Source organism: Citrobacter freundii complex sp. CFNIH9, from assembly GCF_002903305.1.
Lineage (GTDB): Bacteria > Pseudomonadota > Gammaproteobacteria > Enterobacterales > Enterobacteriaceae > Citrobacter > Citrobacter portucalensis.
In genome coordinates, this window is the sequence record NZ_CP026238.1 from 2,984,434 (window position 1) to 2,996,834 (window position 12,401).

General features: G+C 53.9%; 11 protein-coding genes. 1 reads left to right on the forward strand and 10 read right to left on the reverse strand.

The annotated features are described in order from the left end of the window. Nucleotides 1–66 precede the first annotated feature (66 nt). From flhE to tar, 9 genes are all read right to left on the reverse strand, one after another. Nucleotides 67–459 (reverse strand): flagellar protein FlhE, encoded by a 393-nt coding sequence (gene flhE, locus C2U43_RS15290; RefSeq protein ID WP_003833862.1) that lies wholly within the window; start codon nucleotides 457–459, stop codon nucleotides 67–69. After that, a complete protein-coding gene (gene flhA / locus C2U43_RS15295) occupies nucleotides 459–2,537 on the reverse strand; it encodes a flagellar biosynthesis protein FlhA (protein ID WP_003833865.1) in 2,079 nt (692 codons plus the stop codon). The genes flhE and flhA overlap by 1 nt, the downstream gene beginning before the upstream one ends. Next, nucleotides 2,530–3,681, reverse strand: coding sequence for a flagellar biosynthesis protein FlhB (flhB, locus tag C2U43_RS15300; RefSeq protein WP_003833866.1), 1,152 nt, complete (start codon nucleotides 3,679–3,681; stop codon nucleotides 2,530–2,532). The genes flhA and flhB overlap by 8 nt, the downstream gene beginning before the upstream one ends. A 158-nt stretch (nucleotides 3,682–3,839) precedes the next feature. Then, nucleotides 3,840–4,484: a protein phosphatase CheZ gene (gene cheZ / locus C2U43_RS15305; RefSeq protein ID WP_003034659.1), complete on the reverse strand. Its 645-nt coding sequence runs from the start codon at nucleotides 4,482–4,484 to the stop codon at nucleotides 3,840–3,842. A 10-nt stretch (nucleotides 4,485–4,494) separates the two neighbouring features. Further along, nucleotides 4,495–4,884 (reverse strand): chemotaxis response regulator CheY, encoded by a 390-nt coding sequence (cheY, locus tag C2U43_RS15310; protein WP_003034656.1) that lies wholly within the window; start codon nucleotides 4,882–4,884, stop codon nucleotides 4,495–4,497. A gap of 17 nt (nucleotides 4,885–4,901) precedes the next feature. Beyond that, complete coding sequence (locus C2U43_RS15315) at nucleotides 4,902–5,951, reverse strand: protein-glutamate methylesterase/protein-glutamine glutaminase (protein WP_003833872.1); 1,050 nt, start codon at nucleotides 5,949–5,951, stop codon at nucleotides 4,902–4,904. After that, on the reverse strand, nucleotides 5,948–6,820 hold the full coding sequence (gene cheR, locus C2U43_RS15320; protein ID WP_103285435.1) for a protein-glutamate O-methyltransferase CheR: 873 nt from the start codon (nucleotides 6,818–6,820) through the stop codon (nucleotides 5,948–5,950). The genes C2U43_RS15315 and cheR overlap by 4 nt, the downstream gene beginning before the upstream one ends. 19 nt (nucleotides 6,821–6,839) lie before the next feature. Continuing rightward, entirely contained in the window at nucleotides 6,840–8,441 is a 1,602-nt protein-coding gene (tap, locus tag C2U43_RS15325; RefSeq protein ID WP_103285436.1) for a methyl-accepting chemotaxis protein IV, read from the reverse strand. 43 nt (nucleotides 8,442–8,484) lie between these two features. Beyond that, on the reverse strand, nucleotides 8,485–10,140 hold the full coding sequence (gene tar / locus C2U43_RS15330; protein WP_003833879.1) for a methyl-accepting chemotaxis protein II: 1,656 nt from the start codon (nucleotides 10,138–10,140) through the stop codon (nucleotides 8,485–8,487). 406 nt (nucleotides 10,141–10,546) lie between these two features. Here tar and C2U43_RS15335 point away from each other — a divergent pair, with 406 nt between their 5' ends. Then, nucleotides 10,547–11,806 carry a dicarboxylate/amino acid:cation symporter gene (locus C2U43_RS15335; RefSeq protein WP_003833882.1) on the forward strand — a complete coding sequence of 420 codons (1,260 nt, stop codon included), beginning with the start codon at nucleotides 10,547–10,549 and terminating at the stop codon, nucleotides 11,804–11,806. 76 nt (nucleotides 11,807–11,882) lie between these two features. Here the strand turns inward: C2U43_RS15335 and cheW are convergent, their stop codons facing one another. After that, nucleotides 11,883–12,386, reverse strand: a complete 504-nt coding sequence (cheW, locus tag C2U43_RS15340; protein WP_003034638.1) for a chemotaxis protein CheW — start codon at nucleotides 12,384–12,386, stop codon at nucleotides 11,883–11,885. Nucleotides 12,387–12,401 lie beyond the last annotated feature (15 nt).

The window sequence follows — 12,401 nt, forward strand, 5'->3', positions numbered from 1 at the left end:
TGAATGAGAAGCTGGAATGTTGAAACAACCAGCAGTTTCAACTGCTGGTCTGAATGACGGAGGGGGTTAACGGTAGTTCACAATCACCTGATTGCTCTGAATGCGTAACGCGGGGATCAGGCGACCACCGCCGGGGACCTCCCAGACAAAATGCATCGGTTCAATGGCCGGAACGTTATTGAACCCGTTGGTGGTCCCACTTTGCCCGTCCAGCTCGACACAACGGGACTGAGAACATAAACGCACCCGCAAACCTGCGGGCGTGGGGCCATTCAGCTCATAGCGCCAGGCCACCAGCGTCATCAAGCCTGAGACCGGCTGGCTGGGAACCAAAGGATCAGACGAGGCTGACTGGCCACGGTGATTTAAGGTGATCCCCATGCCACTTGCCTGCCAGGCCCCTTCTCCGGCGGCCTGCGCCACCAGAGGAAAAAACAACAACCACAGTAACTTACGCATTATTTACCTCCAATGGTCGCCGTCATGCGGATATGGCGGTTATCGGAAAGCTCCATGTTCGATAACACCACCAACTGCGGGATGCTGCGGCGTAAAAACCGCGCCAGTAACGGACGTAACGCGTGATTAACCAGCAAGACCGGCGGCGCGCCCAACATTTCCTGCCGGGACAGCGCTTCCTGAGTCTGGGCCAGCAGTCGGTCTGCAAGCCCAGGCTCCAGACCGCCGCCCCCCTGCAGCGCTTGCAGCAGCAAACGCTCGAGCGGAGTATCAAGACCGATAACCTGAACCTCTTCATTACCCGGGAACCACTGCTGAGTGATGGCGCGTCCTAACGCAACACGGACGACCGCGGTAAGCTCATGCGGATCGTTTTGCAGCGGCGCATGTTCCGCCAGCGTTTCAAGAATGGTGCGCATATCGCGAATCGGTACTTTCTCGTCCAGCAAGTTCTGCAGCACTTTATGCAGCGTGGTGAGCGTCACAACGCCCGGCACCAGATCTTCCGTCAGCTTTGGCATCTCCTGCGACACTCGATCCAGTAACTGCTGCGCTTCCTGACGGCCAAACAGCTCAGCGGCGAACTGCCCAATCAGGTGGTTTAGATGCGTAGCGACAACAGTACTGGCTTCAACCACCGTAAAGCCCTGAATCTGCGCCTGTTCCTTCAATGCGCTTTCAATCCAGATAGCGTCCAATCCGAACGCCGGATCGACCGTTTTCTCACCCGGCAGCGACCCGGCGGCAGTACCCGGGTTAATGGCCAGCCAGCGTCCCGGATAGGCGTCACCGCTGCCAATTTCTACCCCTTTCATCAAAATTCGATAGCGGGCTGGCTGCAGATCCATATTGTCTCGAATGTGTACCACCGGCGGCAGGAAGCCCATATCCTGGGCAAATTTCTTACGAATACTGCGAATTCGCCCCAGCAACTCGCCATCCTGTTGAAAGTCCACCATTGGGATCAGGCGGTAACCTACCTCCATGCCCAGCGAATCTTCCAACTGCACGTCGTTCCATGTGGCTTCCACCACGGAGTTGTTTTCCGGCATTTTCACCGGCTGCGGTTCATCTGGCGCTTTTTGCTCACGACCGCGCATCCACCATGCCAGAGCCAACAATGCGGCAGTAAACATCAGAAACACCAGGTTCGGCATGCCCGGAACCAGACCCAAAAGTCCAAGTACCGCCGCACTGAGCAACATGACGCTGGGGTTGCTGAACAGTTGGGTCACCATCTGTTCGCCTACGTCCTGGTCGGTACTCACGCGGGTCACGATAACACCCGCCGCAGTAGAGATAACCAGCGCAGGAATTTGTGCCACCAGCCCGTCACCGATGGTCAGCAGGGTATAACTTTCCGCAGCGCTGCCCATGCTCATACCATGCTGCAACACCCCAACTAACAGACCGCCGACCACGTTGATTACCATGATCAAAATACCAGCGATGGCATCTCCACGGACGAATTTACTCGCACCGTCCATTGAGCCGTAAAAATCCGCTTCCTGGGTCACTTCCGAGCGTCGTTTTTTAGCTTCATCTTCGCCAATCAGACCGGCATTTAAATCTGCATCAATCGCCATCTGCTTGCCGGGCATACCATCCAGAACGAAGCGCGCGCCAACCTCGGCGATACGCCCTGCACCTTTGGTGATTACCATAAAGTTAATGATGACGAGAATCACGAAGACCACGATGCCGATCGCGAAGTTACCGCCCACCAGGAAGTGGCCGAAGGCTTCAACCACCTTCCCCGCCGCCGCCGCGCCAGTGTGTCCTTCCATTAAAATGATACGGGTAGACGCGACGTTCAGGGCCAGACGTAATAATGTGGTAAACAGCAAAATCGTCGGGAATGCGGCAAACTCCAGTGTACGCTGGGTGAACATCGCCACCAGCAGCACCATGATCGACAGCGCAATGTTAAATGTGAACAGCAAATCGAGGACGAAAGCCGGCAGCGGCAGCACCATCATCGACAGGATCAGCAGGATGAGGATCGGTCCGGCAAGAATTTGCCATTGCGTGGATTTCAGGTTGCTGGGCAGACGCAGCATCGCGACCAGATTAGCCATCAGTATTCTTCTCGTTCATGAAATCCAGTGCTTCAGGCACCGGAAGGTTTTCAGGTTGTGGTGGACGCTTGCCGCCAGCCAGACGCCAGCGTTTTAGCTGCCATACCCATGCCAGTACTTCAGCAACGGCGGCATATAATTGACCCGGTATTTGCTGACCAATCTCAGCATGGCGATAGAGCGCACGCGCCAGTGGTGGTGCTTCTAATGTCGGGACACGGTGCTCTGCGCCAATTTCACGAATGCGCAGCGCAACCAGCCCGGCCCCTTTCGCAACAACTTTCGGCGCACTCATTTTGTTCTCGTCATACTTCAACGCCACTGAGTAGTGCGTAGGGTTAGTGACAATAACGTCTGCTTTCGGCACATCCGCCATCATGCGACGCTGAGCGGCCGCGCGCTGCATTTGACGAATTTTGCCCTTAACGTGCGGGTCACCTTCGCTTTGCTTAAATTCATCGCGGATATCCTGACGCGACATACGTAGCTTTTTCACATGGCTATAGATCTGGAAAAAGACGTCAAACCCCACCATCGGAATAACGCCAAGTACCACCAGTAGTGCACACATACCGACTAAATCCAGGGCGTTGCCCATCGCCGTAATTGGTGACTCCGCCATCAGACGCATCATCGCTGGCCAGTTATGCCAGAGATAAAATCCGGCCACGCTTCCCACTAACGTGGACTTTAGTATTGCTTTGAGCAGTTCTGCGCCGGTTTGCGCGGAAAACATGCGCTTAATGCCCGGCAGCGGATTCAGCTTAGAGAATTTGGGTTGCAGGGATTTACCGCTGAAAATCAAGCCGCCAAGCATCACCGGGGAGATTAAAGCCACCAGAACGACGCCGGTAATCAACGGTAACAGCGCAATCATCGCGTCTTTAATCAGCAGGATGATTTGGCTGAGGATCAGATTCGGGTCGTTAACCATACTGTGGTCAAAACGTAATCCGGCCGACAGCATGCCAGCCAGCCTGCGGGCAAGCGACTCCCCACCAATCCAGATAATGCACACACCCACCAGCAAAATAAGCAGTGAGGTCAGCTCTTTGGATCGGGGGATCTGCCCTTCTTCCCGCGCTTTTTCAAGTCGGTGGGGTGTGGGGGCTTCTGTTTTGTCGTCGTCGCTTTCTTCTGCCACGCATCAGACCCTGGATAGAGATATAGGCGTGAATGATGCCAGAACAGCTATCCAGCAATGGGAAGAGTAAGCGGTAAAAAAGACGGGATTTATGGCTTTAAGCTGAATTGCGTGTAAGCCGGATGAGAGGCCCACGCCTCACATCCGGCAAATACGCATCAGAACCCGAGGCTATCCAGCAGGTCGTCAACCTGATCCTGACTTGCTACTACGCCGGCTTTCGAGGCGTCAACCTGCGGGCCGTTAAGCAAGCTTTCGTTTTCACGTTTTGGACGTGCGCCCTGTTCCGGAATGTTTTCCAACAGAACCATCAGCAGCTGACGTTCAATCTCCTGGATAACATCCATCATGCGCTTGATGACCTGACCGGTGAGATCCTGGAAATCCTGCGCCATCATGATGTCCAGCAACTGGGCATTGGTAAAGCTGGTATGTCCAGGCACATCACCAAGGAACTGACGGGTATCGGTGACCAGTTCACGAGCATCGGACAGTTCGATCGGATTTTCGAACCATTCATCCCAGCGTTTAGTCAGGTCTTTGGCCCCTTTTTCCATCGCGTCCTGATGCGGCTGCGAAGCTTCTACGCTGTTTAGCGCACGCTCCGCCGCCTGCGCGGTCATCTGTACAACGTAATCGAGACGATCGCGGGCATCAGGAATCGCTTCTGCCGCTTCGGCAATGGCCTGATCCAGCCCCAGTTCACGCAGGCTGTCGCGCAGCATTCGGGTCAAACTGCCGATGCGCGCGATGATGTCCCCTGCAGAGTGTTCGTCAGCAGGTTTAATTTGTGGTTGCATCATCATCACACCCTCACATGCCCAGTTTCTCAAAGATTTTATTCAGTTTTTCTTCCAGCGTCGCCGCCGTGAACGGTTTCACGACATAGCCACTGGCACCTGCCTGTGCTGCCGCAATGATGTTCTCTTTTTTCGCTTCTGCCGTGACCATCAGCACCGGCAGAGAAGCCATCCCGCCATCGGCACGGATGGTTTTCAGCAGTTCCAGTCCATCCATGTTCGGCATGTTCCAGTCAGAAATAACAAAACCGAATCCCCCAGCCTGCAGCTTGTTCAGCGCATCCACGCCGTCTTCAGCCTCTTCAACATTGTTGAATCCCAGCTCTTTAAGCAGGTTACGCACGATGCGACGCATGGTGGAAAAGTCATCCACAACCAAAAACTTAAGCTCTTTATCCGCCATAAAAATAAACTCCTGATTCAAATACGTATTGCCTGTCCGGCACTAATTTTCACCAGCATTTGCTGGCTCACCTGGCTAAGATCGACCACTTCGCTTACGCCACCCATATTGATGGCCTCGCGCGGCATGCCGAACACCACACAACTTGCTTCGTTTTGCGCAATGGTCCAGGCTCCCGCCTGATTCATCGCTAACATTCCGGCTGCGCCATCGTTGCCCATACCGGTCAGGATCACCCCGACGGCATTGCGCCCCGCATGTTTCGCCACCGAATGGAACAGCACATCCACTGAGGGCCGATGCCGATTAACCGGCGGACCGTCATGAATTTTGATTTGATAGTTCGCGCCGCTGCGTGCCAGTTCCATATGCTTGTCGCCCGGCGCGATATACGCATGCCCCGGGAGTACGCGCTCTCCGTCTTCTGCCTCTTTCACGGTTATCTGGCACAGTTTGTTCAGACGTTCGGCGAACGAACGGGTAAACCCTGGTGGCATATGCTGGGTAATAAGAATACCGGGGCTTGAAAGCGGCAATGGCTGGAGTACATGGCGAATTGCCTCTGTTCCTCCGGTTGATGCCCCAATCACCAGCAGCTTTTCCGAACTGAGTAACGGCCCTGCTTTCAAGGTCGTCGGTGCCGCCATGGGCTTATGGGCCGCCAGTTTTGCGCGCGATGCGGTGCGGATCTTTTCGGCAATCATCTCGCTATATGCCAGCATCCCTTCGCGGATCCCCAGTTGCGGTTTGGTGACAAAATCAATCGCCCCCAGTTCCAAGGCCCGCAGCGTGACCTCTGAACCTTTACCGGTCAGTGAAGAAACCATCACCACAGGCATTGGACGCAGGCGCATCAACTTCTCCAGGAAGTCGAGGCCGTCCATACGCGGCATTTCCACGTCCAGCGTCAGGACGTCGGGATTGTATTTTTTGATTAAATCCCGGGCGACCAACGGATCCGGCGCCGTCGCCACCATTTCCATATCACTGTGACTGTTAATAATTTCGGTCATGATTTGACGCATCAATGCAGAATCATCTACCGACAACACCCTGATTTTACTCATGCTTTATCCTTACCTGGCGCATGCGCATACACGGTCTGTCCACGCAGGCTAAACTCGCGCACAAGGTTGCTAAAGTTTTCTGAATGACCTGCAAACAGCAGCCCGTCAGGTTTAAGAAGTGGAACAAAACGGTGCAAAATGTCCTGTTGTGTCGTTTTATCGAAATAGATCATCACGTTACGACAAAATATGGCGTCGAACGGTCCGGGCACGTTGTACTGCTTATCCAGTAAGTTCACGCTGGAAAATTCAACATGACCTGCCAGTTCCTGCCTTACGCGTACCAGTCCTTCATGCGGCCCGGTGCCGCGCATGAAATAACGCTGCAACTGCTGGGGTGACAGCGTCTTTAGCTCATCGAGGCGGTAAATGCCGTTTCTGGCCTTTTCCAGCACTTCGGTATCAATGTCGCTGGCAAAAACGCGCCAGCGGCCCGGAGCCATACCTAAGGTATCGGCAAGCGTAATCGCAATGCTGTAGGGTTCTTCTCCGGTTGACGCCGCCGCGCTCCAGACGCGGTATTCACCGCTGCGCCGACGAGCGTGATCTGACAGCACCGGAAAATGATGCCCTTCGCGAAAAAACGCGGTCAGGTTGGTAGTCAGGGAGTTAATATAAGCCTGCCACTCAGCACTGTTCTGGTTAGCTTCCAGCATGCTGAGATAGCGACCAAAGTCATCCAGCCCCAGGGTACGCAGACGACGAACCAGGCGGTTATAAACCATGTCCCGCTTATGGTCGGCCAGTACGATCCCCGCACGCTGGTAGATTAATTGACATATCCGACGAAAATGCGCGTCAGACAGCGCGAGGCGCTGTGTCATCTGTAACAATAATGACGTTTGCCCAGAGGGCAGAGATGATGTCATAGCGCCTTCTCAATCACATTCAGGATACAACGGGCGCAACCTGAGGCTGCGCCAACTCTTGTTTTGCTACGGTTTGCTCTTCAAGTTTAAAAAATGCGACACAAGCAGAAAGATGATCGGCCTGCGTGGCAAGTTGTCCGGCGGCGGATGCGGCTTCTTCCACCAGACCGGCGTTTTGCTGCGTCACGGAGTCCATCTGGCTGACGGCCTGCGCCACCTGCTCAATGCCTCTGCGCTGTTCATCGGATGCCGAGGCAATCTCGCCCATGATGCCGTTAACCCGGGTCACCGAACTGACTATTTCCGTCATAGTGCGCGACGCCATATCCACCAGCTGCGAGCCCTGATGCACCCGGGTGACAGATTCCTCAATCAGTCCCTTAATTTCTTTCGCCGCCTGTGCGCTACGGCTTGCCAGATTGCGCACCTCACCAGCGACGACGGCAAAACCACGCCCTTGCTCCCCCGCTCTGGCAGCCTCTACCGCGGCATTCAACGCCAGGATATTGGTCTGGAAGGCAATGCTGTCAATCACGCCAATAATGTCGCCGATTTTCTGCGAGCTGGCAGAAATCTCATGCATGGTGCTGGCGACCCGGGACGTCTGCTCGCCACCTTTATGCGCTGTGTCTGCCGCACTTTTGGCGATTCCTGACGCCTGGCGCGCGTTATCAGCGTTCTGGCCGACGGTGGCGGTCAGTTGCTCCATGCTGGCCGCCGTTTGTGCCAGCGCGGCCGCCTGCTGCTCAGTTCGCAAAGATAAATCGTTATTGCCCATCGCGATTTCTGAAATACCGCTATGCATGGCTGAGCTGCCCTGACGAACGTCACTGACCGTTTCGCGTAACGCCTTTTGCATCTTCTGCAAGCTGGCAAAAATGGCCGAGATCTCATTGCGCCCATAAACCGCTACCGGTCGTGCCAGGTTCCCCGCGGCAATACTGTCGAAATGGCTGCCAATAATCGCCAGCGGCTGAACGATCATCTTGCGCGACCAGAACAGCGCACCGCTGGTGAGCAGTGCCGCCAGTACCACCATGGTGGCGAAAATCACCCCCGACATATGGTAATTTCGCTGGCTCTGATCGCCTGCCGTTTGTAACACGCTGTCGATGTTGCTCTGCCACGCATTCACATTCGCATCAAAAGCATCCTGAGCCGCCTGCACCGGCGCGGTCAGAAAATCTGACAACTGATTGTTTTCAAGCCAGGTGGCCTGATGCGCGAGAGCGCTATGCCACTGGTTGAAATTTTTCTCAGTTGCGCCTAACAGCGCCTTGCCTTGTTCCGTCGAATCCGACGTCGCCATAAAGCGTTTAAACATCAATTCAGACTGCGCCAGGCTGTCGCGCGCGAGGGTCATCAGCGTTTTGATGTCCTCTGGCGGATAGCTCAGGGCGGTCAGCGTCCCTGCCTTATTAAGGGCCGTACTGGCCTGTAATAACACAGCGCGGGTTTGGGCCAGCGCAGCGCGTTGCTGATTACTCCGTTCGACCTGATTCAGGTTCTGAAAACCGTCCCGAAATGCCCAGAAGGACAAGCCATTACTGCCAATCTGCAAAACTCCGCAGAGGATCAAAATCAAAAACAGCGTGGTCGAAATTCGAATACGATTAAACATCAACGCTCCCATCGGGCGGCACTGGCCGCGGTTTAACTATCAGTCAAAATGTTTCCCAATTCGTATCTTGTTCAATGCTCTGGCGCGGATAGGATGCGCTCGGGGCTGCTGGTAATCGTGTATCGCGTGGTTTTGTCGAGGCCGGACGTGACGCAAGACGGAAAGTCGATACCGACTGCGTTAAGCGACTGGCCTGTTCTTCAAGAGCGGCCGCTGCGGCAGCTGACTCCTGTACCAAAGAGGCGTTCTGCTGCGTAACACGATCCATTTCAGAGACCGCGAGCGCAACCTGATCAATCCCCCGGCTTTGCTCGTCAGATGCCGAGGCAATCTCGCCCATAATGTCGGTCACCCGCGTCACGGCATTGACGATGTCGTTCATTGTTTCGCCGGCGCTTTCTACCAGTACGGAACCGGTATCAACCCGGGAAACGGAATCCTCAATTAATGCTTTGATCTCTTTCGCCGCCTGCGCACTGCGGCTTGCCAGATTACGCACTTCACCCGCCACCACGGCAAAGCCGCGGCCTTGCTCACCGGCGCGTGCTGCTTCAACTGCCGCGTTCAGTGCGAGAATGTTGGTCTGAAAGGCAATGCCATCAATGACGCTGATGATGTCGGCGATTTTCTTCGAGCTATCGGCGATTTCGTGCATGGTGTTCACCACGCTATCAACCACTTTGCCGCCATGCTGCGCGGTATCGGACGCGCTTTTCGCCAGTTGCGAGGCCTGACGCGCGTTGTCCGCGTTTTGCTTCACGGTTGCCGTCAGCTGTTCCATGCTGGCTGCGGTCTCTTCCAGTGCAGACGCCTGCTGTTCCGTACGAGATGAAAGGTCGGTGTTCCCGCTGGCAATTTCGCTGGTACCGGAATAAATCGCATCAGAGCCTTCACGCACCAGAGTGACTGTTTCCGTCAGCGAGCGCTGCATATGATCAACCGTACTGGCCAGCTCGCCGATTTCGTTACGGCCACTAACGGCGAGAGTTGCGGTCAGGTTACCGCTGGCGATTTCCCGGATATGGGCAATGACACGGGACAGAGGATTAAGCAGGGTATGACGGATGCCATACCAGACCACCACCAGAATCAGCACCAGCACCACGGCCAGCACGCCGAGCTGCCATTGGGCGAAATGGTAATCCCGCGCGCTTTGATCAAATGCCTGGACGTAAAGCTTTTCGCTAACGCTGGCGTACTTGCCCAGCGCCTCGCCGAGCGCGTTTTGCATTCCCTGCGTAGGCTGCGCGAAGTAGGCGTCCATATTGCCGCTTTCCAGAAACTGAACCAGTTCTGCCAGGGCCGCATGGTACTGCTGATATTTTTCCTCAACGTTGCCGCTGGCTTCTGCCATTTCCGGCAACGGTGTGATGTTTTTAAATTTTGCGTAATGCGTTTCAGCCTGCGCCAGCGATGCTTTCGCATTCTTCAGCAGATCGTTTTTGGCGCTGCTTTGCTGGTTAGACGCATCCATCATCATGCGCGCAGAAGAACGGCTTAAATTGATTCGTGTCTGCAGCATCAGATCCCATGTTGAGGTGAGTTCACTTTGCTGCTGTCGAAGATCGTTAGAAATAACAAAACTTTGCTGATTCTGCTGCAATGAAGAAAACAACAGACCACCGGAAACAAGCTGTAGCAGTGCGAAAACCCCCAGCACCATCATCAGCATTGTGACAACGCGGATACGGTTAAACATAAGGCACCTTCCTGAAAACGAGTTATCAACGTTATCGGCACTCGCTGAGATAACTTTACGTTTGCGAAAAGGAAATCCTGAAGGGATGTGAAGCCTGGCGAGGGGAAGATAAAACGGGTGTGCAGCAACCACAAATCATTCACATAAAAACACCATAATCATCATGTAAATAACATTTATTTTCATCGGTGAGCACGGTCAGAATGGCCGAAATACGCATTTTTATGTGATTGAGATCACACATACGCATCGTAAATACCACAACAAAATGGATAAAAAATTAAAAAAAGTTGTATCCGTTTACGCTTTAATCCAATTTATATGATGAATACCTCGTTACCACTTAATAAGTATAAAAAATGAGTAACCGATCAATAAATGTTAAATCCTTACTGAGGGCTTTTTAGTGGCAAATGCAAACAAACTCACGTTGTTTATCGTGATCTTCATGCTGGCGGGGATCCTGTCGGGTGCGGTGATCCACTCTTATGCCTCCCCCGGCGTCGTGACCGCCTGGGCCGATAACATTACGCTTCTTACCGACATCTTTTTACGCCTGATTAAAATGGTGATCGCGCCTTTAGTATTCAGCACCCTGACCGTTGGTATTATGCGCCTGGGAGAAACGTCCACCATCGGTCGCGTGGGCGGCAAAGCGATGATCTGGTTTATCAGCTCTTCTATATTGTCTATCCTGGTCGGTCTGTTTGTGGTTTCCCTTGAGCAACCCGGCAGCGGGCTGAACCTGGCGATCCCGCTGGAAGCCACCGACACCGGCCTGGCCGTAGGCGGCATGAGCCTGAAAGGTTTTCTGACGCATACCATTCCAACCAGCATCGCCGAAGCGATGGCTAACAATGAGATCCTGCAAATTGTGGTGTTCTCAATGTTCTTCGGTATTGGTGGTGCATCGCTCGGAGAGAAATTTAACGCTCCACTGGTTGCGGCGCTGGATGTGGTTTCCCATATTATGCTGAAAGTGACCGGCTACGTGATGTACGTTGCGCCGCTGGCTATTTTTGCCGCCATCTCTTCCGTCATCTCCACCCAGGGGCTGGGGATTCTGCTTAACTATGCGTCGTTTATCGGCGGCTACTATGTGGCGATTTTGCTGACCTGCCTGGTTCTGCTGGCTGTGGGTTATGTCATGCTGAAAAAAGAGGTATTTCGCCTGGTGAGCATGCTAAAAGACCCGGTTTTGGTCGCATTTACCACCAGCAGCTCTGAGGCCGCTTATCCGAAAACGCTGGAGCAATTAACTAAATTTGGCTGCTCACCCAACATCGTGTCATTCGTGCTGCCTATCGGTTATTCGTTTAACCTGGTCGGTTCTATGGTCTATTGTTCATTTGCCTCCATGTTTATCGCGCAGGCCTATAACATCCACCTCTCCTTCGCAGAAATCACCGTCCTGATGCTGACGCTGATGCTGGCGTCCAAAGGGATTGCCGGTGTGCCGCGTTCAGCACTGGTAGTGCTGGCTGCAACCATCCCGAGCTTTAACATTCCGGTCGCCGGGATCCTGTTACTGATGGGAATTGACCACTTCCTGGATATGGGACGTTCAGCAATCAACGTATTAGGTAACGGGATTGCAACGGCGATGCTGGCGCAGGATGAAGGTTTACTGGAAGAAGAACCTGAGCTGGTTGAGCGGGAAGCGTAAGAGGGAAATCTGCCGGATGCGCTACGCTAATCCGGCCTGCAACAGCAATCATTGTAGGCCGGATGAGTTATGGCGATTATGCGACGTGGGAAGCGGCAATATCCAGCAGCGCCATTTCTTCGCTGTTCAGCAGTTTCTCAATGTTGACCAGAATCAGCATCCGGTCACCCAGCGCACCCAATCCCGTCAAATATTCCGTTGACAGCGTGACCGCAAACTCCGGTGCCGGACGGATTTGATCCGTTGTCAGCGACAGCACATCCGAGACGCCATCTACCACAATTCCAACCACCCGCTGACCCAGATTCAGCACAATCACCACGGTGTTTTCATTGTAATCCACATCGCTCTGGCTAAATTTCACGCGCAGGTCGACGATAGGCACAATCACACCACGCAGGTTTGTGACGCCTTTGATAAACGCAGGCGTGTTAGCGATGCGCGTCACCTGATCATAACCACGGATTTCCTGCACTTTCAGGATATCGATACCGTACTCTTCATCCCCCAGCGTAAACACGAGGAATTCCTGACCTGACGGTTCGCCGGCCAGTTTAGTTACATTACTCATACCGGTCATATTATTCCCTTCTCA

What these genes read in the sequence shown, in the direction of transcription:
- flhA (WP_003833865.1), bottom strand. Translation starts at nt 2,537, where the DNA reads ATGGCTAATCTGGTCGCGATGCTGCGTCTGCCCAGCAACCTGAAATCC.
- C2U43_RS15315 (WP_003833872.1), bottom strand. Translation starts at nt 5,951, where the DNA reads ATGAGTAAAATCAGGGTGTTGTCGGTAGATGATTCTGCATTGATGCGT.
- tar (WP_003833879.1), bottom strand. Translation starts at nt 10,140, where the DNA reads ATGTTTAACCGTATCCGCGTTGTCACAATGCTGATGATGGTGCTGGGG.
- cheZ (WP_003034659.1), bottom strand. Translation starts at nt 4,484, where the DNA reads ATGATGCAACCACAAATTAAACCTGCTGACGAACACTCTGCAGGGGAC.
- tap (WP_103285436.1), bottom strand. Translation starts at nt 8,441, where the DNA reads ATGTTTAATCGTATTCGAATTTCGACCACGCTGTTTTTGATTTTGATC.
- cheR (WP_103285435.1), bottom strand. Translation starts at nt 6,820, where the DNA reads ATGACATCATCTCTGCCCTCTGGGCAAACGTCATTATTGTTACAGATG.
- flhE (WP_003833862.1), bottom strand. Translation starts at nt 459, where the DNA reads ATGCGTAAGTTACTGTGGTTGTTGTTTTTTCCTCTGGTGGCGCAGGCC.
- cheW (WP_003034638.1), bottom strand. Translation starts at nt 12,386, where the DNA reads ATGACCGGTATGAGTAATGTAACTAAACTGGCCGGCGAACCGTCAGGT.
- cheY (WP_003034656.1), bottom strand. Translation starts at nt 4,884, where the DNA reads ATGGCGGATAAAGAGCTTAAGTTTTTGGTTGTGGATGACTTTTCCACC.